General features: G+C 65.5%; 23 protein-coding genes (1 of these 23 cut by a window edge). 15 read left to right on the top strand and 8 right to left on the bottom strand.

Annotated elements, in window-relative coordinates; genetic code table 11:
* Positions 1 to 2 precede the first annotated feature (2 nt).
* Positions 3 to 1,496 carry an OprO/OprP family phosphate-selective porin gene (locus CA833_RS04135; RefSeq protein WP_242526262.1) on the bottom strand — a complete coding sequence of 498 codons (1,494 nt, stop codon included), beginning with the start codon at positions 1,494 to 1,496 and terminating at the stop codon, positions 3 to 5.
* Positions 1,497 to 1,791: 295 nt separating this feature from the next.
* Positions 1,792 to 1,983: a hypothetical protein gene (locus CA833_RS26865; protein WP_242526261.1), complete on the bottom strand. Its 192-nt coding sequence runs from the start codon at positions 1,981 to 1,983 to the stop codon at positions 1,792 to 1,794.
* Between CA833_RS26865 and CA833_RS04130 the strand changes: the two genes are divergently transcribed.
* The 9 genes from CA833_RS04130 to CA833_RS04090 all read left to right on the top strand — a co-directional run bounded on the left by CA833_RS04130 (position 1,970) and on the right by CA833_RS04090 (position 9,869).
* Positions 1,970 to 3,286 (top strand): OprO/OprP family phosphate-selective porin, encoded by a 1,317-nt coding sequence (locus tag CA833_RS04130; RefSeq protein ID WP_242526260.1) that lies wholly within the window; start codon positions 1,970 to 1,972, stop codon positions 3,284 to 3,286. The genes CA833_RS26865 and CA833_RS04130 overlap by 14 nt on opposite strands.
* A 236-nt stretch (positions 3,287 to 3,522) precedes the next feature.
* Entirely contained in the window at positions 3,523 to 4,566 is a 1,044-nt protein-coding gene (locus tag CA833_RS04125; protein WP_142632143.1) for a substrate-binding domain-containing protein, read from the top strand.
* A 34-nt stretch (positions 4,567 to 4,600) separates the two neighbouring features.
* Positions 4,601 to 5,974: a phosphate ABC transporter permease subunit PstC gene (gene pstC, locus CA833_RS04120; RefSeq protein ID WP_207079315.1), complete on the top strand. Its 1,374-nt coding sequence runs from the start codon at positions 4,601 to 4,603 to the stop codon at positions 5,972 to 5,974.
* Positions 5,967 to 6,884 carry a phosphate ABC transporter permease PstA gene (pstA, locus tag CA833_RS04115; RefSeq protein ID WP_207079314.1) on the top strand — a complete coding sequence of 306 codons (918 nt, stop codon included), beginning with the start codon at positions 5,967 to 5,969 and terminating at the stop codon, positions 6,882 to 6,884. The genes pstC and pstA overlap by 8 nt, the downstream gene beginning before the upstream one ends.
* Before the next feature lie 19 nt (positions 6,885 to 6,903).
* A complete protein-coding gene (pstB, locus tag CA833_RS04110; RefSeq protein ID WP_221889460.1) occupies positions 6,904 to 7,665 on the top strand; it encodes a phosphate ABC transporter ATP-binding protein PstB in 762 nt (253 codons plus the stop codon).
* A gap of 31 nt (positions 7,666 to 7,696) precedes the next feature.
* The gene (gene phoU, locus CA833_RS04105) at positions 7,697 to 8,392 is read left to right on the top strand and encodes a phosphate signaling complex protein PhoU (RefSeq protein WP_142632147.1); all 696 of its coding nucleotides are present in this window, start codon (positions 7,697 to 7,699) and stop codon (positions 8,390 to 8,392) included.
* A complete protein-coding gene (gene phoB, locus CA833_RS04100; RefSeq protein WP_142632148.1) occupies positions 8,389 to 9,075 on the top strand; it encodes a phosphate regulon transcriptional regulator PhoB in 687 nt (228 codons plus the stop codon). The genes phoU and phoB overlap by 4 nt, the downstream gene beginning before the upstream one ends.
* Positions 9,076 to 9,414: 339 nt before the next feature.
* Positions 9,415 to 9,681, top strand: coding sequence for a translation initiation factor IF-1 (infA, locus tag CA833_RS04095; RefSeq protein ID WP_142637328.1), 267 nt, complete (start codon positions 9,415 to 9,417; stop codon positions 9,679 to 9,681).
* Between the two features lie 35 nt (positions 9,682 to 9,716).
* On the top strand, positions 9,717 to 9,869 hold the full coding sequence (locus tag CA833_RS04090) for a hypothetical protein (RefSeq protein WP_207079313.1): 153 nt from the start codon (positions 9,717 to 9,719) through the stop codon (positions 9,867 to 9,869).
* A 107-nt stretch (positions 9,870 to 9,976) separates the two neighbouring features.
* Here CA833_RS04090 and CA833_RS04085 read toward each other — a convergent pair whose 3' ends face one another.
* Positions 9,977 to 10,528 carry a DUF177 domain-containing protein gene (locus CA833_RS04085; RefSeq protein ID WP_142632149.1) on the bottom strand — a complete coding sequence of 184 codons (552 nt, stop codon included), beginning with the start codon at positions 10,526 to 10,528 and terminating at the stop codon, positions 9,977 to 9,979.
* On the bottom strand, positions 10,525 to 11,067 hold the full coding sequence (locus CA833_RS04080; protein ID WP_207079312.1) for a ubiquinol-cytochrome C chaperone family protein: 543 nt from the start codon (positions 11,065 to 11,067) through the stop codon (positions 10,525 to 10,527). Before CA833_RS04080 ends, CA833_RS04085 begins: the two co-directional genes overlap by 4 nt.
* Before the next feature lie 223 nt (positions 11,068 to 11,290).
* Between CA833_RS04080 and CA833_RS04075 the strand changes: the two genes are divergently transcribed.
* From CA833_RS04075 to CA833_RS04050, 6 genes are all read left to right on the top strand, one after another.
* On the top strand, positions 11,291 to 11,797 hold the full coding sequence (locus CA833_RS04075) for an outer membrane protein assembly factor BamE (RefSeq protein ID WP_142632151.1): 507 nt from the start codon (positions 11,291 to 11,293) through the stop codon (positions 11,795 to 11,797).
* Positions 11,798 to 11,923: 126 nt separating this feature from the next.
* Entirely contained in the window at positions 11,924 to 12,481 is a 558-nt protein-coding gene (gene hslV, locus CA833_RS04070; protein ID WP_142632152.1) for an ATP-dependent protease subunit HslV, read from the top strand.
* 14 nt (positions 12,482 to 12,495) lie between these two features.
* Complete coding sequence (hslU, locus tag CA833_RS04065; RefSeq protein WP_207079311.1) at positions 12,496 to 13,794, top strand: ATP-dependent protease ATPase subunit HslU; 1,299 nt, start codon at positions 12,496 to 12,498, stop codon at positions 13,792 to 13,794.
* Positions 13,795 to 13,938: 144 nt separating this feature from the next.
* Entirely contained in the window at positions 13,939 to 14,340 is a 402-nt protein-coding gene (locus tag CA833_RS04060) for a GFA family protein (RefSeq protein ID WP_207079310.1), read from the top strand.
* Positions 14,333 to 15,025, top strand: coding sequence for a phytanoyl-CoA dioxygenase (locus CA833_RS04055; protein ID WP_242526259.1), 693 nt, complete (start codon positions 14,333 to 14,335; stop codon positions 15,023 to 15,025). The genes CA833_RS04060 and CA833_RS04055 overlap by 8 nt, the downstream gene beginning before the upstream one ends.
* Before the next feature lie 26 nt (positions 15,026 to 15,051).
* Complete coding sequence (locus CA833_RS04050) at positions 15,052 to 15,252, top strand: DUF1737 domain-containing protein (RefSeq protein ID WP_021235064.1); 201 nt, start codon at positions 15,052 to 15,054, stop codon at positions 15,250 to 15,252.
* A gap of 4 nt (positions 15,253 to 15,256) precedes the next feature.
* On the opposite strand, the gene CA833_RS04045 is transcribed toward CA833_RS04050, so the two are convergent.
* The 4 genes in view from CA833_RS04045 to CA833_RS04030 are tightly spaced (at most 55 nt apart) and all read right to left on the bottom strand, a layout consistent with a single transcriptional unit that may run on beyond the window.
* Entirely contained in the window at positions 15,257 to 17,077 is a 1,821-nt protein-coding gene (locus CA833_RS04045; RefSeq protein WP_207079309.1) for an ABC transporter ATP-binding protein/permease, read from the bottom strand.
* A 5-nt stretch (positions 17,078 to 17,082) separates the two neighbouring features.
* Positions 17,083 to 18,081 (bottom strand): aspartyl protease family protein, encoded by a 999-nt coding sequence (locus tag CA833_RS04040; protein ID WP_142632156.1) that lies wholly within the window; start codon positions 18,079 to 18,081, stop codon positions 17,083 to 17,085.
* 55 nt (positions 18,082 to 18,136) lie between these two features.
* The gene (locus CA833_RS04035; protein WP_207079308.1) at positions 18,137 to 19,696 is read right to left on the bottom strand and encodes an oligosaccharide flippase family protein; all 1,560 of its coding nucleotides are present in this window, start codon (positions 19,694 to 19,696) and stop codon (positions 18,137 to 18,139) included.
* Between the two features lie 6 nt (positions 19,697 to 19,702).
* Positions 19,703 to 20,157, bottom strand: partial view of a glycosyltransferase gene (locus CA833_RS04030; RefSeq protein ID WP_207079307.1) — the end only. 547 nt of this gene lie beyond the right edge of the window; only the last 455 of its 1,002 coding nucleotides appear in the window; its start codon lies off the right edge, out of view; the stop codon is at positions 19,703 to 19,705.

Genomic DNA, 20,157 nt, shown 5'->3' with positions numbered 1-20,157 from the left:
TCCTAGAAGTCGAGCTCGAAGCGCGTGCCGATGACGTTCGCGCCGTAGTCGGTCCGGCCGGAGGGCAGGGCCTTCGCGCCCTTGTAGGCGAGCCGCGCGTAGTTGAGATTGAAGCGCAAGTATTCCACCGGGGTCCAGACCAGCGCGGCAATATAGGCCTGCTGGCTGCCGCCGCGAATGTCGCGGTCGTCGAGGTCGAGCCAGTCGTAGCGCGCGGTGAGCTGGAGCGAGCCGAAACCGCCACTGCCGAGCGGACGCGCCGGGGCCTTGTTGGTGAAGATGCCTTCCTTGTAGCCCCGGCTGTCGCCCGGCGTCAGGAACACGCCCAGTTCGCCGTACGCGCCCTGGAAGCGGACCGAGGGCGCGTCCAGGCGATCGGCGGTGAGGGTGTTGTATTCGGCGGCGGCATGCCAGCGGCCCCGGATCACGGCCGTTTCCAAGCCCCAGTTGAACTCGCTCGCGACCTGCATCGCCGGGGTGCCGATCAGGCGCGTGTTGGTCGAGTGGACGAACGGGCGCTGGCGATAGCGGGTATCCCCTTGCGACAGCCGCCCCAGATCGCGCCAGTGGACGGAGCCGCCCAGGTGCAGCTGGGTCTTGCCCAGCCTGGGCGCATAGACCAGCCGCGCATCGACGCCGTGGCTGTTGTTCTCGTCGCCCCCGGTCTCCCCGTCCGCATCGTTGGCGAGCGCGCCGATGTCGTCGCTGAACAGGCCTGCCTGCGCGAGCAGGGCGCCGCGCTGGTATTGCACCGAGGCGCCGAGGCGGCGTTCGAAATTGAAGGCGTCGGTGAAGGCGGCGCGCTCCATCACGCTGCCGCTGGTGTCGCCGGTCAGCTCGTCGAGCGATTGGAACGGGTTCTGGTTGCCCAGTTTCACGTTCCACGGCCCGTGTTTGTAGCTGACATAAGTATCGACAAGATCGACGGCATTGTCGGAGAGTTCGAGTTCCAGCTTGTACCCGAAGCCGCCGCCGATCGCGCCTTCGGCGCCCAGCCGGATACGGCGCATCTCGTTCGAGAAGCCAAGGCCTTCGTCACCCAGCGAGCCGGGCGCACGGACGTAGTTGGCATCGGCCTGGATGCGGCCCTTGACCTTGAAGGCGCGGTCACCCTCGGTGATCTGCGGGCTGCCTTTCCAGCCGATCGCGGCGCCGGGGCGGGGATCGGCCGGGGCGGCTGCGGGTGTGGTGGCGGCAACGGCGGGGTGCGTGGCGGCGGGGGACGCGTCACGCGCGGGCGCGCTGCTGGCGGGAGCGACGCCGGCAGGGGCGACGCCAGAGGGGGGGGCGCCAGTGGGGGCAAGGCCGGCGGCGGCGAGGCGGGCCTCCATCGATTCGACTTGCGCCTTGAGCGCGGCGACTTGCGCCTGCAGACTGGCGGCTTCCGCGGGGGAGATCGCCTGTGCCTGTGCCTGGATGGGCGCGAGTGCGGACATCACGGTGAGCGGCGGGGCAAGCAGGGTCGCCAGCGCGGGTGCAAAAGACGGGTGGGGCATGTTCGCCATTCTAGAGGGCATCGGGCGTCGGCTTCCGGGTCGCTGGGCGGATTATCGCAAAAATGGGCCCGTGAGTGGGCGCCGACCGGCCGACTATGGCTCTAGAATGACGGTTGAGTGACAATTGTGACCGCCGGGTGCGTCGACATGCTTTGTCACGGAGTAGTCGTAAACGGGCCATAAACTTTCATAGCAAAATCCGCAGGAAACCGCGCTTTCCGGCGCCCGCGCTATAAATTGTCATGGAATTGAAACACGCCAGTCATACTGGCGTCGTGTCGATGCCATCAAAGTTTCATGAAAGGTCGAGCAAGGTGAGGAAACCAAAGGCAATTTTAACGCTGGCGCTGTCCGTGCCGGCACTTGCCATTGCTGCGGGCTGGGCGAATCCGGCTGAGGCGGCATCGTCTTCGTCATCGGATTCGGCTGCGATTCGCCAGGAACTGGAAGCGATGCGCGCGCAGATGAAGGCGATGGCCAGCCGCATCGATTCGCTCGAAGGCCAGTTGGCGAACGCCAATGCCCGCGCCGATGCCGCGACTTCCGCCGCCGCCAGCGCCGCCGCCAGCGCCGCCCAGAGCGCCGCGCAATCGGCCAGCGTTGCCGCTGCCGCCAAGGAAACCGTCACCCAGCAGGCCGCCAAGGCGCCGCCGGTACAGGTCGCCTGGAAGGGCGCGCCGGAATTCAAGGGCGACAACGGCTGGAGTTTCAAGCCGCGGGGCCGTCTCCAGATCGATGCGGGCGGTGTCGACGGGCCCTCGGGCCTCAACGAGAGCTCGAGCAATCACCTCGGCGTCAGCACCGAACTGCGCCGTGCCTACCTCGGTTTCGACGGCACCATGCCGGGCGGGTTCGGTTATCGTTTCGAGGTCGACCTTGCCAATTCGAGTGTCGCCATCAATGACATGTACCTGACCTACCGGGTCAATCCGAAGATTACCCTGGCGCTGGGCAACCAGAAGCCGAACACCGGCCTCGAGGACCAGACCTCGGACCTGTTCACCAGCTTCATGGAGCGTGCCGCCTTCACCAGCGCCTTCGGCTTCGAGCGCCGCGTCGGCCTCAATGCCCAGTACCTGGGCAAGGACGTGGTGCTGCAGGGCGGTGTGTTCAGCGACGATCCCAATTCGCTCAACAGCGACTACGACAAGTCGTGGAGCGTGGACGGCCGCGCCGTCTACATGCCCAGGCTGGCGGGCGGCACGCTGCACCTGGGCGGATCGGTCCACTGGCGCACGCTCAACGATTCGATCACCACGGTGACCTACCAGAGCCGTCCCTTCGTCCACACCACCGACTTGCGGCTGCTCAGCGGGGGCGTCACCGGGGCGACCAACGAACTCGGGCTCGGGCTCGAGGCAGCGTGGATCAAGGGGCGTTTCCATGCCTCGGGCGAAAGCTACTGGCAGAAGGTGCGGCGCACCGGCTTTGCCGACCCTACCTTCAACGGCGGTTATGCCGAAGTTGGCTATATGCTCACCCATGACGAGACCGCCTACAAGAATGGCGTGTTCGAACGTATCCGTCCGCATGACGGCTTCGACAAGGGCGGCCTCGGCGCGGTCCAGCTCAATGTCCGCTATGACTGGCTGAACCTCAACGACGCCGGGATCGTCGGTGGACGTGAGCAGACCGCTGGCATTTCCGCGATCTGGATGCCGACCGACTATGTGCGTTTCATCCTCAACTACGGCCATGTCTGGGTGAAGGATTCGCCGGTGCTGGTCAATGGCACCGACGGCACTTACGGCGTCGATTCGATGGGCATGCGCGCCCAGTTCGACTTCTGACGAGATGACCCGCGAAGGGGGCGGGCCGCAAGGTCCGCTTCCTCTTGCGTACTTGCCTGAATTCCACCCGGCGCAGCCTGCTCTGCGCCGGGCCCGAAAACGCGCGTCTTGATGCGCCTAATCCTCCGAAAAACCAGCAATTGCGCCGATTGGCGAACAATGTCACTTCTTTGTCATGGAAGTGTCATTGTAGGCCAATAGGGGCAACTCACACTTGAAGCCCAAGGGGTGACATCATGCGTTCCACCAAGACCTTCCTTATCGTCGCTGCCTCCAGCGTGGCACTTGCCGGTTGCGGCGGCTCGGGCGGCTCCTCAGCCGGTTCGCGCGACTTCGTGCGCGCCGTCGGTTCCTCGACCGTCTATCCCTTCGCCACCGCCGTGGCCGAGGAAGTCGCCAAGGCCGGCGGCAAGTCGCCGGTGATCGAATCGACCGGCACGGGCGCGGGCATGAAGCTGTTCTGCGCCGGTGTCGGCGCCCAGCACCCGGATATCGAAGACGCCTCGCGCCGGATGAAGAAGTCCGAGTACGAGGAATGCCAGAAGAACGGCGTGACCGAGATCGTCGAGATCCAGGTCGGCATCGACGGCATCGCCTTCGCCGAAGCCCAGAACGGCCCCGGCATGAAGCTGACGCCCACCGACATCTACAAGGCGCTGGCCGCCAACCCGTTCGGCAAGCCCAACACCGCCAAGACCTGGAAGGACGTCAACCCGTCGCTCCCGGCCGAGCCGATCCTTGTCTACGGCCCGCCGTCGACCTCGGGCACGCGTGACGCGCTGAAGGAACTGATCCTCGAGGCCGGCTGCAAGACCGACGCCGCGACCAAGGCGCTCAAGGACACCGACAAGGACAAGTACGAGGCGATCTGCCACGACATCCGCGAGGACGGTCCTTACGTCGACGCTGGCGAGAACGACAACCTGATCGTCCAGAAGATCTCGCAGAACCCCAAGGCCATCGGCATCTTCGGCTTCTCGTTCCTCGAAGAGAACGCCAAGACCATCAAGGGCATCCCGATGTCCGACGTGGTGCCGACCTATGCCTCGATCTCGGACTTCTCGTACCCCGGTGCGCGCCCGCTCTACATCTACGTGAAGAAGCAGCACCTCGCGCCGATCAAGGGCCTGCAGGCCTACGTGAACGAGTGGGCCAAGTCGTGGGGGCCGGATGGCTACCTCAAGGCCAAGGGCATGGTGATCTCGCCCGACGCGGTGCGTGCCAAGAGCGCGGACATCATCGCCAAGATGACCCCGCTCAACCCCGCCGACCTCAAGTAATCTCGTCTAGACCGAAAGGCGCCGGAACGGCCTCATGATACTCACGGGAGTTCTCCTGGCCGTTCTCGGCCTCGGCCTCGTCGGCTGGTTTGCCGCACGGGGCCGGGCCCGGCTGCTCCACACGGGGCGCGGCTCGCTTCACTCGATGCCGGGCTACCATGGCTGGCATGTGGTGCTGTGGATCGTGATCCCGGCACTGCTCGCCTGGGGCGCATGGTCCGCGATCATGCCTGGCCTCGTCGATGGCGCGGTCATGGCCGATCCGGCCGCCGCGCAGCTTCCGGCCGACGAGATGAGCCGCGCAGCGGTGCTCTCGGAAGCCAAGGCCATCGCCCAGAACCCGGACCAGGCTGCGTTCAATCCCCTGGCGCAGTCCCTGGCCGAGCCGGTGCGCGCCGCGCACGAGCGCTTCGGCCTGATCGGCGCGCTGCTGGTGGTGATCGTGGCGCTGGCCGGCGGCGGCTGGGCCTTCACCAAGGTGCGCGCCAACTATCCGGCCCGCACCCGCGTCGAACGGGCGGTGATGGGGGTGCTGCTGCTCGCCTCGCTGATGGCGATCCTGACCACCTTCGGCATCGTTGCCTCGCTGGTGTTCGAGGCGGGCATGTTCTTCAAGGACGTCTCGCCGATCGACTTCCTGCTCGGCACTCACTGGTCACCGGGCTCGGCGCGCGGTGACAACCTCGGCGAGAGCTTCGGCGCGGTGCCGCTGTTCTGGGGCACGATTTACATCGGTGCGATCATCGCCATGGTCGTGGCGATCCCGCTCGGCCTGATGAGCGCGGTCTACCTGACGCAGTACGCCACGCCGACCATCCGCAAGTGGCTGAAGCCGGTGCTGGAAATCCTCGCAGGGATTCCCACCGTGGTCTACGGCTACTTCGCCGCGCTGACCGTGGCGCCGATCTTCCGCGATTTTGCCGCCTCGCTCGGCATGGCCAATCCCTCCACCGAAAGCGCGCTTGCGGCCGGTGTGGTGATGGGCGTGATGATCATTCCCTTCGTCTCGTCGATGGCCGACGACGCGCTGGCCGCCGTGCCCCGTGCGATGAGCGACGGTTCGCTGGCGCTGGGCGCCACCAAGTCGGAGACGATCAAGAAAGTGCTGCTGCCCGCCGCGCTGCCCGGCATCGTCGCGGGCGTGATGCTGGCGATCAGCCGCGCCATCGGCGAGACCATGATCGTGGTCATGGCCGCGGGCGCTGCCGCCAACCTTTCGGCGAACCCCTTCGCCTCGATGACCACGGTCACCTACCAGATCGTCCAGATGCTGACCGGCGACCAGGAGTTCAACAGCCCCAAGACGCTCTCCGCCTTTGCGCTGGGCCTGGTGCTGTTCATCGTCACCCTCGTTCTCAACATCATCGCGCTCCGTGTGGTGAAGCGTTTCCGGGAAGCTTATGAGTAACGCACGTCTCAGTGGCGCCGCCCAGGGCAATGCGCGCTGGCAAACGCCGGAAGCCGCGCGGCGCATCGCGCGCCGCAACGCCGCCGAGCGCCGCTTCAAGCTGATCGGGTTCGGCGCGATCGTCCTCAGCCTCGCCTTCCTGGCGCTGCTGCTGGTGATCATGCTCAAGAACGGTCTTTCGGGGCTCGACTGGTCGTTCCTGACCGGCTCGGACTCGACCGATCCCGACGTCGCCGGCGTCTGGGGGGCGACCAAGGGCTCGCTGCTGACGATGCTCGTCACCCTGCTGCTCTCGTTCCCGATGGGCGTGCTGGCGGCGATCTACCTGGAGGAGTTCGCTCCCAAGGCGCGCTGGATCGAATGGGTCGAAGTCTCGATCAACAACCTGGCCGCGGTGCCCTCGATCATCTTCGGCCTGCTGGGCCTTGCGGTGTTCATCAACACGCTGGGCATGCCGCGTTCGTCGCCGCTGGTCGGCGGGTTGACGCTGGCGCTGATGACGATGCCGGTCATCGTCATCTCCGGCCGCAACGCGATCAAGGCGGTGCCGCCCTCGATCCGCGACGCGGCGCTGGCGATCGGCGCCAGCAAGATGCAGACGGTGTTCCACCACGTCCTGCCGCTCGCGCTGCCGGGCATCCTCACCGGCACCATCATCGGCATGGCCCGCGCGCTGGGTGAAACCGCGCCGCTGCTGATGATCGGCATGCGTGCCTTTGTCGTCACCCCGCCGGGCGGGATCACCGATCCTTCCAGCGTGCTGCCGATGCAGATCTTCCTGTGGTCCGACGAAATCGACAGCGGTTTCGTGCAGAACACGTCGGCCGCCATCATTGTCCTGCTGGTCTTCCTGCTGGCGATGAACGGCCTCGCCATCTACCTTCGCAACAAATTCGAGGTCCGCTGGTAAGGACATGAAAGTCGAGACAATGCAGCAGACCAAGCTCACCGCACGCAACGTCGACGTCTACTACGGCGCGAAGAAGGCCATCAACAACGTGTCGATCGACATCGACAACGGGGTCGTGACGGCTTTCATCGGTCCGTCGGGCTGCGGCAAGTCGACCTTCCTGCGGTCGCTCAACCGCATGAACGACACGATTGCCGACGCCCGCGTCACCGGCGAGATCCTGCTCGACGGCGAGAACATCTACGCGCCCGACATGGACCCGGTGGCCCTGCGCGCCCGCGTCGGCATGGTGTTCCAGAAGCCGAACCCGTTCCCCAAGTCGATCTACGAGAACATCGCCTATGGTCCGCGTATCCACGGCCTGGCGCCGTCGAAGGCGGACATGGACGGGATCATCGAGAGCGCGCTGACCAAGGCGGGCCTGTGGGATGAAGTGAAGGACCGCCTGAACGAGCCCGGCACCGCGCTGTCGGGCGGCCAGCAGCAGCGCCTGTGCATCGCCCGCGCCATTGCCGTCAGCCCCGAGGTCATCCTGATGGACGAGCCGTGCTCCGCGCTCGACCCGATCGCCACGGCGCGCATCGAGGAACTGATCGACGAGTTGAAGGACACCTACGCCATCGTCATCGTCACCCACTCGATGCAGCAGGCCGCGCGCGTGTCGCAGCGCACGGCATTCTTCCACCTCGGCAATCTCGTGGAATATGGCGATACCAGCCAGATCTTCACGACCCCGCGCGAGGAGAAGACCAAGGACTACATCACCGGTCGCTACGGCTGACGGCGAAGACAGGGAAAACAGGACAAGAGCCATGGTTGATCACACCGTAAAGGCCTTCGACAGCGAGATCGGCCAGCTGCGCGGCCTCGTCGCCGAGATGGGCGGCCTCGCCGAAGTCGCGATCCGCGACGCCATCATCGCGCTGACCCAGCATGACGAGGATCTCGCCGCACAGGTCGTTGCCGCCGACGCCCGCCTCGATGCGCTGGAAGCCGAAGTGGACCGCCTGGCGGTTCGCACCATCGCGCTGCGTGCGCCGATGGCCGACGACCTGCGCGACGTCATCGCCGCGCTCAAGATCTCCGGCGTGATCGAGCGTATCGGCGACTATGCCAAGAACATCGCCAAGCGTGTCAACGCGATGGAGAACCGGGGCAAGATCGAGCCGCTCGAACTCGTGCCGATGATGGCCGAGATCGCCGAGGGCATGGTCCGCGACGTGCTCAACGCCTATGGTTCGCGCGATGCCGCGCTGGCGCAGGAAGTGATCCGCCGCGACGAGAAGCTGGACCAGTTCTACAACACGCTGTTCCGTTCGTTGCTGACCCACATGATGGAGAACCCGGCAACGATCACCAGCGCCGCGCAGTTGCTCTTCATCGCCCGCAACCTCGAACGCATCGGCGATCATGCCACCAACGTGGCCGAGATGGTCTACTACGCCGCCACCGGCGACTATCACGCCGAGCGTGACAGCATGACCAACGACACGAGGAACCTGCCGTGAATCCGTCGGTCCTGGTCGTCGAGGACGACCGTGCGCTCTGTGAACTGCTGACCTGGAACCTCAGCGCCGAAGGCTATCAGGTGCGCAGCACCGGCGACGGCGAAGAGGCGCTGCTGATGGTGCAGGAACAGGTGCCGGATGCCATCATCCTCGACTGGATGATCGAGCATGTGCCCGGCATCGAGGTCTGCCGCCAGCTGCGCAAGGACAAGGAAACCGCGCAGATCCCGATTCTCATGCTCACCGCCCGCGGCGAGGAGGAGGACATGATCCGCGGCTTCAAGACCGGTGCGGACGACTATGTCACCAAGCCGTTCAGCCCGCGCGAACTGATGGTCCGGGTCGAGGCGCTGCTGCGCCGGGCGCGTCCGTCACTGGCCGGCAATGTTCTCCAGTGGGGCGACATCGAGCTGGACGTCACCAGCCACCGCGTGCGCCGCGGCGGCGAGGCGCTGCATCTCGGCCCCACCGAGTTTCGCCTGCTGCGCTATTTCATGGAGCGTCCGAACCGCGTCGTTTCGCGCCAGCAGATCCTCGACGGGGTCTGGGGCATGGATTCGGACATCGACGAGCGCACCGTCGACGTCCATATCCGCCGTCTGCGCAAGGCGATCAACCGCGACGGCGATGTCGACCCGATCCGCACCGTCCGTGCGGCCGGTTACGCGATGGACGTGACCTGATTTTCGGGCGACGTGCGCTCCGCCTGCAGGCTTTTCCTGCGACCGCATTGAACTGGCGGTCGCAGGAGGCACATTCGCTGGTGCTGAAATGACATTTCACGCATGATGTGTGTTGAATGGGCCGCCAGGACGGGGCGGCCTTGAAATTTGCGTTTCATTCCTCTATATCGGCAAAGCTACGTCGCTTAATGGCGAGATGATTTTCAGCATCGGTGCTTTTGAACCTACGTGTTCCTGACCCGGCTGCAAGCTCGATATCCTCTTCAGCTTCCTGGCAATCGTTTCCGGACACGCGTTCGTGTGTCCGGTGTCTGGCAATGCATTTGAGGGTTGAGCGCCGTGGCGAAAGAAGAACTGCTGACGATGGAAGGCTTCATTGAGGAAGTGCTTCCGGACGGACGGTTTGCCGTCCTGCTCGATAACGAGCATCGCATCATTGCCTATACGGCAGGAAAGATGCGCAAGTTCCGGATCCGCACGGTCGCGGGCGACCGCGTCCACGTCGAAATGACGCCGTATGACCTCAGCAAGGGGCGGATCGTCTTCCGCGAACGCTCCCCGGGGCAGGCGGCGCCAAGCAAGCAGCGCAGCAATTTCAGAAGATAGAAAGATGCGGCCAGGAGCCGCGATAACAGGACTACATGATCAAGAATATTACGGGCGCGTTTGAACGCCCCTTCCACAAGAACGACAACCGCCAGCAGCCGCATGCGAGCCGGCAGGGGATCGGCGCCGCCAATGGTTTGCTGCCCCTTCGCGAGCTTCGGCTTCTGGTTGCCGGCATGGTTGACTGACCTCGTTCCGGGCCCTTGCGGGTCCGGTCTATGGCAGGAACCTGCATCGTTGCAGCGCCCGGAGACAGGTCCCTGTCTCCGGGCGCTGTGCGTTTGAGCGGGTCAGGCTACTTGCCGAGCTTCAGGTCCTTGAGGGCGGCGAAGGCGCCGTTGTCCTCGGGTGTGCCGATCCCGGCGGCCAGCCTGGCGGCGTCGGCATTGGGTCCGGTGAGGAACGGGTCGATGGCGAGCGCGAGGCTCTGCGCCACGGCTTCGCCGATGTCGATGTGAGTACCGGTGTACTCGATCTCGTCGAGGTCGTCGGCGGTCAGTTCGACTTCCTCGTCGGGGGTGTGGTCGTCGGTTTCGGGCACGAAGCGGAAGAACACCGGTTCCTCCACGCTGACCGGCAGGTCCTCCGCCGAAATCGCGCAGGACTGGATGAAGGCGGCCTTCAGCGTGCCGCGTGCCTCGACCTGGCGGTCGCTGCGGGTGAGGGCGAGATCGGCCGAGAGGCTGTCTATCCGGACAAGGCCGAAGCGCGTGGCCAGTGCGGCGCGTTCAGAAGCATTGGCCTCGAAGTGGCCCGGCTTGCTCTCGACCTGCCGGATGTCGAGGCGGCGCGAGAACTCGGGGGCCGCATCGGGGGCGGAATCGGGAGAGGGGGGCAGTTCGCTCATCGGTCTATCCTTGCGGCCAGAAGGGCCTCGTTCGAAGTGGTTTCGAGGGCGGCGGCGAGTGCCTTGACCGGCGTGACCAGCATGGCTGCCTCGGCGCCTTCCCTCAGTGTCATGTTGCGTTCCAGCGCGGCGGCCAGTGGGGCGTCGACCTGCGCGGCCTCGATCTGCGCAAATGCGTCCCTGAGCGCGCCGATGCGGCCGCCGAGCGCGCTTACCAGCTTGCCCATGTGCTTGCCGACGACAAGGTCGCCGATGCCGGACTGGCGCAACTGGCCGTCCATGTCGGTGACGAACAGCTCGGTCAGCCGCGCGGCGGGGTCGATCAGGTCCTTGCTACGTTCCATGCGCAGCACCACCAGGGCCATTACCAGCGTGATCGTGTCGAATCGCCCGGCGACGGTATCGGCTATGCCGTGTTCGGCATACCACGGTTTCTCGCGGGCGATCTCGACCACGCGGCGCCATAGTGGGCGCACGGCCTCGCGGCGGGCCTGGGTGCTGTCCGGGTTTCTGCCGATCAGGCGGCTGAGCAGGTTCACGTGGTTTCGGGCCTTTCCTCTCGCCGCGCGCCGACGGTACTCTTGGCGGAACGTGTGGCGGGGCTTCTTGTTCAGGGGCAATTCAAGCAACCTGCCCCAACGCCCATTGCGCGACAAGCCGCTGGGCCCTAAGGCTCGGTACCGTTGTTTCGGGTCGATATATGGCTCTCGCGCCGGCAGGCAATGCCCGGAGCGGACCAGCCCCGTGAATTGGAGTGGGAAAATGCGCGGTTCTGGTCACGGCTCTGGTCTCAGGGTGAAGACCGCTGGCGTCGTTCTGGCGCTGGCTGCACTGACGGGGGGCTGCACCTCGATCCGCGATCATCGCGGTTACCTGGTCGACCAGACGCTGGTCGATTCGGTCTCGCCCGGTGTCGACAATCGCCAGTCGGTGGAAAAGACCCTCGGCCGTCCGACTTTCGTCAGCCAGTTTGGCGAGAAGGACTACTACTACGTGTCGCAGACCGTGAAGACGCCGCCGTTCGGTCGTCCGCGCACCGCGGAACAGACGATCCTGCGCGTGCGCTTCGATCCGGCGGGCAATGTCGTTGCGGTGGACAAGAAGGGCATCGACGATGTCGCGCGCATCCGCCCCGAAGGCGATACGACGCCGACGCTGGGCCGTCATCGCGGTCTGCTCGAGGATCTGTTCGGCAACATCGGCCAGGTCGGCGCTGCCGGCATGGGGACCGGCACGCAACCGACCGGCCCCGGTCCGAACGGCAGCTGATCCAGGCGATCACGCTTTCGAAATGCCCGCGCAAGCCTCCTGGTCTGCGCGGGCATTTTCGTTTCGTGCAATCACTTCGCGGCGGCCAGCGCTTGAACCCGCCGTCTGCCGCCATATATCCGCAGCATGGACAATAGCGGGGCGAGCCACGGCCTGATCCAGTGGCACGGAACCACCATCATCGGTGTCAAGAAGGGCGGCAAGACCGTCATCGCCGGCGACGGCCAGGTTTCCATGGGCAATACCGTCATGAAGCCCAACGCGCGCAAGGTGCGCCGGATCGGTGACGGCAAGGTGATCGCGGGCTTCGCCGGCGCCACCGCCGATGCCTTCACCTTGTTCGAACGCCTCGAGCGCAAGCTTGAGCAGCACCGCGGCCAACTGATGCGCGCAGCGGTCGAACTCGCCAAGGACTGGCGGACCGACAAGTACCTGCGCAATCTGGAAGCGCTGATGATCGTCGCCGATGCCGAGACGCTGCTGGTGCTCACCGGCAATGGCGACGTGCTGGAACCCGAAGGTGGCATCACCGCGATCGGTTCGGGCGGCAACTATGCGCTGGCCGCCGGCCGCGCGCTTGACGAGTACGAGGAGGATGCCGAGCGGATCGCCCGGCGCGCCATGGCCGTCGCCGCCGACATCTGCGTCTTCACCAACGACCGCGTCACGGTCGAGACCATCTGAATTTGCAGGACATCATGAAAGACACCCTGACCCCCAAGGCCATCGTCCGCGCGCTCGACGAGCATATCATCGGGCAGACCGAAGCCAAGAAGGCCGTCGCCGTTGCCCTGCGCAACCGCTGGCGCCGTCAGAAGCTTTCGCTCGACTTGCGTGACGAGGTGACGCCGAAGAACATCCTGATGATCGGGCCCACGGGCTGCGGCAAGACCGAGATCAGCCGCCGCCTCGCCAAGCTGGCCGATGCGCCTTTCGTGAAGGTGGAAGCCACCAAGTTCACCGAAGTCGGCTACGTCGGCCGCGACGTCGAACAGATCGCGCGCGACCTGGTGGAAGAGGCGATCCGTCTCGAAAAGGACCGTCGCCGCGAATCGGTGCGCGAGGCAGCCAGCAAGGCGGCGATGGAGCGTCTGCTCAACGCGCTGGTCGGCGACGGGGCTTCGGAGGCAACCCGCGCCTCGTTCCACCAGCGCATCACCGAAAACGCCATGAACGAGACCGAAGTCGAGATCGAGGTCGAGGATACCCCCTCGGCGCCGATGGAGATCCCCGGCATGGGCGGTTCGGTCGGCATGATCAACCTCTCGGACATCATGGGCAAGTTCGGCGGACCGAAGCTGACGCGCCGCAAGATGAAAGTGCCCGACGCCTGGGACAAGCTGGTCGACGAGGAGTCGGAAAAGCGCATGGATCAGGACGACGTCGCCCGCACCGCGCTGGCCAATGCCGAAACCAACGGCATCGTCTTCCTGGACGAGATCGACAAGATCGCGGTTTCGGACGTGCGTGGCGGTTCGGTCAGCCGCGAAGGCGTGCAGCGGGACCTGCTGCCGCTGATCGAGGGTACCACGGTTGCCACCAAGTACGGCCCGATGAAGACTGACCATGTGCTCTTCATCGCCAGCGGCGCGTTCCACGTGGCCAAGCCTTCGGACATGCTGCCCGAACTGCAGGGCCGCCTGCCGATCCGCGTCGAACTCAAGGCGCTGACCGAGGAAGACTTCGTGCGCATCCTCTCCGAGACGCGCGCCAATCTGGTGGCGCAGTACAAGGCGCTGCTGGCGACCGAGGAAGTCACGGTGGACGTCACCGCCGAGGCCGTGACCGAGATCGCCAAGATCGCCGCGCAAGTGAACGAAAGCGTCGAGAACATCGGCGCCCGCCGCTTGCAGACGGTGATGGAAAAGTTGCTGGAGGAACTCAGCTTCGAAGCCGAGGACCGCAAGGGCGAGACGGTGACGATCGATCAGTCTTATGTCAGCGAAAAGCTGGCGGGGCTGGCGGGCAACGCCGACCTGTCGAAGTACATTCTCTGATTTCCAGCCCTCGGGCAGGATTGAAAAGGGGCGCGGGACTTCGGTCTCGCGCCCCTTTTTGTTCCTTGAATGTTCTTTTTATTCGGCTAGATTCGGGCGGCCAGATTCGAGCGGCCAGATTCGGGGGCGAAAAGGAGAATCGTCATGAAGCTAGAAGGTGGTTGCCAGTGCGGCGACGTGCGCTACCGCGTCGAGGGTGAGCCGCTCCACGCCGCGTTCTGCCATTGCACGGATTGCCGCAAGTCGGCGGGGGCACCGGTGGTGGCCTGGGGCGCGTTCAGCCATGCCGAGTTCGAAGTGATTCAGGGCGATGCGGCGGTGTTCAATTCCAGCGGCACAGCCATGCGTCACTTCTGCCCGCGCTGCGGGACCGGGCTGTGGTACACCAATGCCGAATATCTGCCTGGCATCGTCGATATCCAGATCGCCACGCTTGACGATCCCGAGGCGCTGCCGCCGGGCGCCCACATCCAGGTGGCCGAGCGGGTCTCGTGGATGAAGGACACGACGCAGGTTCCGGAATTCGAGCGTTATCCGGGTGGGTGATCCGGCTGCGCTGGATATTGGCCGCGACGGGGCCTGCCTTCATCGGGGTCTGGCGACAGCACTGCTGAACGACCTTGCGGCAGTCCTCGCGAAATGGCCGGACGGCCATGCGGGTGTGCGTATTTCCGGCGATGCCGATCTGGCGCGCCTGCTGGATACGGACGGCCCCATTGGCGCGATGGCGGCCAAGGTGCGGGGCTGCGATGTGCGCCCGGTTCGCGCGGTGCTGTTCGACAAGAACGAGCGAACCGACTGGGCGCTCGGCTGGCATCAGGACCGCACGATCGCCGTGCGTGAACAGGCCGAGGTTACCGGTTTCGGCCCTTGGTCGGTCAAGCAGGGCATTCGCCATGTCGAACCGCCCTTTTCGGTGATCGAGGGCATGGTGACGGTGCGCATTCATCTCGATCCGGTGGACGAGAACAATGCGCCCTTGCTGGTGGCGCTGGGCTCGCACCTGCTGGGGCGCATTCCCGTGAGCGAAGTGGATGCGGTGGTGGCTGGCTTGCCGGTCCGCACCTGTCTTGCCGAGGTCGGCGATGTCTGGTTCTACCGCACGCCGATCCTCCACGCCTCGAATGCGGTCGTGGTCAAAGCGGGGGCCGGGCACCGCAGACGGCGCGTGCTTCAGGTTGATTATGCCGCCGGGGGCTTGCCAGCCCCGCTGGAGTGGCTAGGCATCTGAACCTTCGAAAACCGAGAGAGATGCCGATGTACCAGACCCCCGAAGACCGCCCGATCTACCGCCTGCTCACTGGAGCGGACGACCGCGCCTTCTGCGAGCGCGTGTCCGAGGCGCTGGCGCAGGGCTGGCGGCTCTACGGCTCGCCCTCGCTGTCGTGGGATACGGCGGAAAACTGCATGAAGGCGGCGCAGGCCGTGGTCTGGCACGAGGCCGATGTCGTGAAGTGACGGCCTATTCCGCCGCCTCGATCATGGCTTCGGCCTCGGCGGCCTGACGGGCCCACATTTCGGCATAGAGGCCGTCGATCCGCAGCAGTTCGCCATGCGTGCCGCTTTCGGCAAGACGGCCTTCGTTCAGCACCAGAATCCGGTCGGCGTCGGCAATCGTCGAGAGGCGGTGGGCGATCGAAAGGCTGGTGCGGTTTTCCGACACGCGGTGGAGCGTCGCCAGAATGTCCTGCTCGGTGCGGGTGTCGAGCGCGGAAGTCGCCTCGTCCAGCAGCAGGATCGGCGGGTTCTTCACCAGCGTGCGGGCAATCGCCACGCGCTGCTTCTCGCCGCCCGAAAGCTTCAGGCCGCGCTCGCCCACTTCGGTATCGTAGCCTTGCGGCAGCCGGTCGATCAGCCCCAGCAGTGCAGCACCGCGCGCGGCGGCTTCCACTTCGTCCTGCCCCGCGTCCTGACGGCCATAGGCGATGTTGTAGCCGATGGTGTCGTTGAACAGCACCGAATCCTGCGGCACGATGCCGATGGCGGCGCGCAAGGACGCCTGCGTCACTTCGGCGATGTCCTGCCCGTCGATCAGGATGCGGCCCTGCTGGGGATCGTAGAATCGGAACAGCAGCCGCGCGATCGTGGACTTGCCCGCGCCCGAAGGCCCGACGATGGCGAAGTTCTGCCCGGCGGGCACTTCGAACGAGAGGCCCTTCAGAATGCCGCGATCCGGCTCGTAGCCGAACACCACGTTGTCGAACACGACCGAGGGCTGTCGAACCACCAGCGCGGGGGCGCCGGGCTTGTCCGAGACTTCCTGTGGTTCGTCGAGCAGGCGGAACATCTCCGCCATGTCGATCAGGCCCTGCCGGATGGTGCGATAGACCATGCCCAGCATGTCGAGCGGGCGGAACAGCTGGGTCAGGTAGGTCTGCACGAAGACCAGCTGGCCTGCCGTATACTGCCCCTTGTACCACCCCCACACGGTGTAGCCGAGTGCGCCCGCCATCAGCAGGTTCACCACTACGCCCTGTGCGATGTTGAGCAGGCCGAGCGAGTTCTCGCTCTTCACCGCCGCATCGGCATAGGCGCGGGTCGCCTGGGCATAACGCGCCTTCTCGCGATGCTCGGCGGAGAAGTACTTCACCGTCTCGTAGTTGAGCAGCGAATCCACCGCGCGGGCCAGGGCCTGCCCGTCGAGCCGGTTCATCTGCTCGCGCAGCTTGGTGCGCCATTCGGTGATCGTGCGGGTCACCCAGATATAGGCAGCGATGGCCAGGGCGGTAGCGACGACGAGGCCGGGGCCGAAGTTGACGTAGAAGATCACCGCCACGACCAGCAATTGCAGCACGGTCGGCGCGATGTTGAACAGCATGAAGTAAAGCATCGTGTCGATGCTCTTGGTGCCGCGCTCGATCGTCTTGGTCACTTCGCCGGTCCGGCGGGCGAGGTGGAAGCGCAGCGAGAGGTTGTGGAGCTGGCCGAAGACGCTTTCCGCCAGTTCGCGGGTCGCGTCCTGGCCGACGCGTTCGAACACGATATTGCGTATGTTGTCGAATGCGGTCTGGATAAGTCGCCCGGCCGCGTAGCCAAGCACCGTGAGCATCGCCAGTTGCACCAGCCTGGGACCCGTCGCCCCCATGAGGTCTACCGCCCACTTCATCATGTAGGGCAGGGCAAGCTGGGTTGCGGTGGACAGCAGGATGAACAGGCAGGCCCATACGATCCGCCAGCGCAGCGCCGGATTCTCGCGCGGCCACAGGTAGGGCATGAAGCGCAGCAGCGTGCGCCAGCCATCGTGGCGGGCAGCGGGAGAGTTTACGGCAGTGTCTGGCGGCATCCGCGCTATTTAGGGTGCGCGTCGCTGGAGGCAATCCTCTTGACGAGATCGTTCGGATCGCCGCGCCGTTTCTCGCCTGCGTCCTCGACCGTCACAGGCAGGTCGAACAGCACCTTGTGGGTCGAGAAATCGATCGCGATCCGCTTGAAGACCTTGAGTTCGCGCATGCCGAGGAACAGGGCCGGGCGCCTGTGCAGGCCCAGTTCGTGAAAGGCAGGGGAATCTGCAAAGGCGATGGCGACATTGGTGAGGATCAGCTTCTCCACTTGCAGCTTGTGGGCGATCACCAGTTCGGCCGGAATGTCGTCGCCGGTCACGCCCGCCAGATGCACCAGTCCGGCCACTTGCTTGCGCATGGCCTGTTGCAGCGCCAGATTGCCAACCGCGCTGCTTGCCCCGGTATCGATCACTACGTCGACATGGATGCCGTCGACTTTGGCATCGGCCATGATGAGGCGGCCGAGCCGCTTGCGGGCATGGACAACGATCTCGTAGCCGCCCGCCCGCGCGGAGGGCCTGGTCGGCGCGATGGCGATCGTCTCGTTCTCGAAATCGAGGGTGACGCGCTGGCCTTGCAGACTGTCGGTGCCGATGATGCCGTCCGCGCCGATGTGCCGGGCTTCGAGCAGGGGCACGGTCAGGTCGTTGAACGCGCGTTCGCCGATGGCGATGCTGTCGACCCGAGCGGTCGCGACATCGCTGGCGCCGGCCATGCCCAGCACCGTGACCTTGGGACCAAGCGCGAGGCCAAGCATGCCGGCCAGGTCGTTCGAGACGACGGTCTGCTGCGATCCGGTATCGATCAGGAAGTGATAGGGGCCTTTGCCCTGAACCGCCACGCTCACGGTCATGCGCTCGTCGCGATCGGTAGCGGTCTTGAGCGTCTGCTCGCGCTCGCCGGTGGTCTGGCCGGTCTCGCCAGCCGGTGTCGCAGGTAAGGGCGCTGCGCCCGCAGCCGCTGTGTCAGCGAGCAGGAGCGTCAGCGCAAGCGCGCCGCCAATCATGTCATCCTCCCCGCGAAGCTTGAGCTTCGTCGGATATTGTCAGGTCAGGAGAGTATCACGAGTCGGCGGATTTCGCCACGTTTTGCCAGCGTCGCAGGGCAGGAATGCGGGACAGCAGCGGCACGGCAAGATGTCTTGCCATTCCAGCAAGATCGCTGCGGGCGGGGTGGCGCAGGACGGTGATCGCCAGCACCCATGCCAGGCCGCCCAGCGCCGCACTGGCGACGAGGCCGTCAAGGCCAAGGGTGTCCGGTCGCCGCCAGAACGTGACGGCCCAGAATGCCGGCAACGCGCTTGCCAGCGCCACGCCGGCGCTGGAGGCATAAGTGCGCAGCAGCGCTGGCCAGCGGAAACCGACAAGTCGGTGCATCCATCCGGCATAGATGCAGATCCAGCCCAGCCCGTAAACGATGCGCGAGGCTGCGGCTGCATCCACGCCGATGGCGGCGCCGGCGATCAGGGTGCCGACCGAAAGCGCGGTGTCGGCCAGGTTGAACCAGAACAGCCGGCGCAAGTGGCCCAGCAGGATCGGCAGGTCCATGTGCAGCGGCAGCGCGACGAAACAGCATTCAGCAATCGCGACATAGGCCAGCAGCGGCGCCGCGCCCGCCCAGCCGGGACCGTAGAGCAGCAGGATCACTGGTTCCGACAGCACCGCCAGCAGCGCCATGGCGGGCCAGACGATGGCGCCGTGGGCGGCAACGACACGCTCGTAATAGGGCCCCAGGTCCTTGCCTTCGTCGCGCAGACGGGCGAACGTCGGATAATAGATCGAGCCGACCGCTCCGGCGACCAGGTAGTGCAACTGCGATGCCAGGGCGACGCCGCGGCTGAACAGACCGGTTGCCGTCATGCCCTGAAGACGCCCGACGATAAGGTCCGGCGTGCGCATGCCGATGCCGCCCGAGAGGTAGAGCAGTGCGCTGCCCGAACCGAACGAGATGATTTCCTGAAGCTGCGCGCGCTTGAGGCCGAGGCCGGGCCGGGCGGGACGTAGTGCTTGCGCGACAACCGCGCGCACCGCGGACTGTGCGATCATCGCCCAGGCCAGCGATTCGGCTGAATAGCCGAGTGCGGCCAGACTCAGCGCGCAGATGCTGCTGCTTGCCGCGCCCGAGGCATTGACGAGGAAAGTGCCCCGGAAATCGAGCCGCCGCGAGAGCATCGCGACCGGGACCACACTCCAGGGATTGAGCAGGTAGGAGGCGGCGATCAGGCCGAGGATCGCAAACAGCCGGGGCTCGCCGTAAAAGCGCGCGACCGGCCAGGCGCAGGCCAGGATCAGCGCGGCGAGCAGTACCGAAAAAGTGATCGCGATCACCGTGCAGTGGCGCACGGTTTCCTCGTCGGCGGTAGGATGGCGGCCAAGATAGCGGGTCAGGCCGAAATCCTGGATGACCGAGAGGATCATGGCCGTTGCCAGCGCGACCGAGAACAGCCCGATCTCCTCGGGCTTGAGGAAGAAGCGCGAGACCAGCACCGACGTCACGAACTGCAGCGCGAACTGGGAATACTGACTGGCTGCAGCCCAAAGCGCGGCAGTCTTCACGTTGCCGCTGCCGCGCCCACTTTCCGTTGGCGGCGCTTCCGACGGGCTGGGCGGCGTGTCGTTCATCCGCGGTCAGGCCAGCGCGGTCATGGAAAGCGTCGCGGCCAGGCGCAGCGCACGCAGCGGTTCCCCGAAGCGGACGAGGCGCATGACCGTGCGCCACATCCCGTCACGTCGGCCGCCATCGCGCAAGTGGCTGACCAGCAGGTCAAACCCCTCGTTACGCAAGGCGTCTTCCGAATAGCGCAGCGCCAGCGCCACTTGCGCCCGCACTTCGCGGGACGTGCCGGGACGGTGGAACAGGGCATCCAGATCGTCGATCGGAGGCAATTGCTCCAGTGTTGCGGTCGGATCGACGCGTCCTGCCCTGCGCTCGTGCCAGGCAAGCCGTGCCACGGCAGTGCCGATCTGCAGTTCGGTGGCGTGGCGCGAGGAGACTTGTCCGGGGTAGCGCCGATAGCGCACCAGTCGTTCGGGCACGTTTCCCATCCGGGTCACGCTGGACAGGCGCAGCCACAAGTCGAGAT

Source organism: Novosphingobium sp. KA1 (genome assembly GCF_017309955.1).
Lineage (GTDB): Bacteria > Pseudomonadota > Alphaproteobacteria > Sphingomonadales > Sphingomonadaceae > Novosphingobium.
Note: the sequence above shows the minus strand (reverse complement) of the source record. Positions and strands in the feature narration are given on the sequence as shown.

Excerpts from the sequence above, each read along its gene's own strand:
- CA833_RS04135 (WP_242526262.1), bottom strand. The coding sequence starts at position 1,496 with ATGCCCCACCCGTCTTTTGCACCCGCGCTGGCGACCCTGCTTGCCCCG.
- CA833_RS04130 (WP_242526260.1), top strand. The coding sequence starts at position 1,970 with ATGGCCAGCCGCATCGATTCGCTCGAAGGCCAGTTGGCGAACGCCAAT.
- CA833_RS26865 (WP_242526261.1), bottom strand. The coding sequence starts at position 1,983 with ATGCGGCTGGCCATCGCCTTCATCTGCGCGCGCATCGCTTCCAGTTCC.
- CA833_RS04125 (WP_142632143.1), top strand. The coding sequence starts at position 3,523 with ATGCGTTCCACCAAGACCTTCCTTATCGTCGCTGCCTCCAGCGTGGCA.
- pstC (WP_207079315.1), top strand. The coding sequence starts at position 4,601 with ATGATACTCACGGGAGTTCTCCTGGCCGTTCTCGGCCTCGGCCTCGTC.
- pstA (WP_207079314.1), top strand. The coding sequence starts at position 5,967 with ATGAGTAACGCACGTCTCAGTGGCGCCGCCCAGGGCAATGCGCGCTGG.
- pstB (WP_221889460.1), top strand. The coding sequence starts at position 6,904 with ATGCAGCAGACCAAGCTCACCGCACGCAACGTCGACGTCTACTACGGC.
- phoU (WP_142632147.1), top strand. The coding sequence starts at position 7,697 with ATGGTTGATCACACCGTAAAGGCCTTCGACAGCGAGATCGGCCAGCTG.
- CA833_RS04090 (WP_207079313.1), top strand. The coding sequence starts at position 9,717 with ATGATCAAGAATATTACGGGCGCGTTTGAACGCCCCTTCCACAAGAAC.
- CA833_RS04085 (WP_142632149.1), bottom strand. The coding sequence starts at position 10,528 with ATGAGCGAACTGCCCCCCTCTCCCGATTCCGCCCCCGATGCGGCCCCC.
- CA833_RS04075 (WP_142632151.1), top strand. The coding sequence starts at position 11,291 with ATGCGCGGTTCTGGTCACGGCTCTGGTCTCAGGGTGAAGACCGCTGGC.
- hslV (WP_142632152.1), top strand. The coding sequence starts at position 11,924 with ATGGACAATAGCGGGGCGAGCCACGGCCTGATCCAGTGGCACGGAACC.
- hslU (WP_207079311.1), top strand. The coding sequence starts at position 12,496 with ATGAAAGACACCCTGACCCCCAAGGCCATCGTCCGCGCGCTCGACGAG.
- CA833_RS04060 (WP_207079310.1), top strand. The coding sequence starts at position 13,939 with ATGAAGCTAGAAGGTGGTTGCCAGTGCGGCGACGTGCGCTACCGCGTC.
- CA833_RS04050 (WP_021235064.1), top strand. The coding sequence starts at position 15,052 with ATGTACCAGACCCCCGAAGACCGCCCGATCTACCGCCTGCTCACTGGA.
- CA833_RS04045 (WP_207079309.1), bottom strand. The coding sequence starts at position 17,077 with ATGCCGCCAGACACTGCCGTAAACTCTCCCGCTGCCCGCCACGATGGC.
- CA833_RS04040 (WP_142632156.1), bottom strand. The coding sequence starts at position 18,081 with ATGATTGGCGGCGCGCTTGCGCTGACGCTCCTGCTCGCTGACACAGCG.
- CA833_RS04035 (WP_207079308.1), bottom strand. The coding sequence starts at position 19,696 with ATGAACGACACGCCGCCCAGCCCGTCGGAAGCGCCGCCAACGGAAAGT.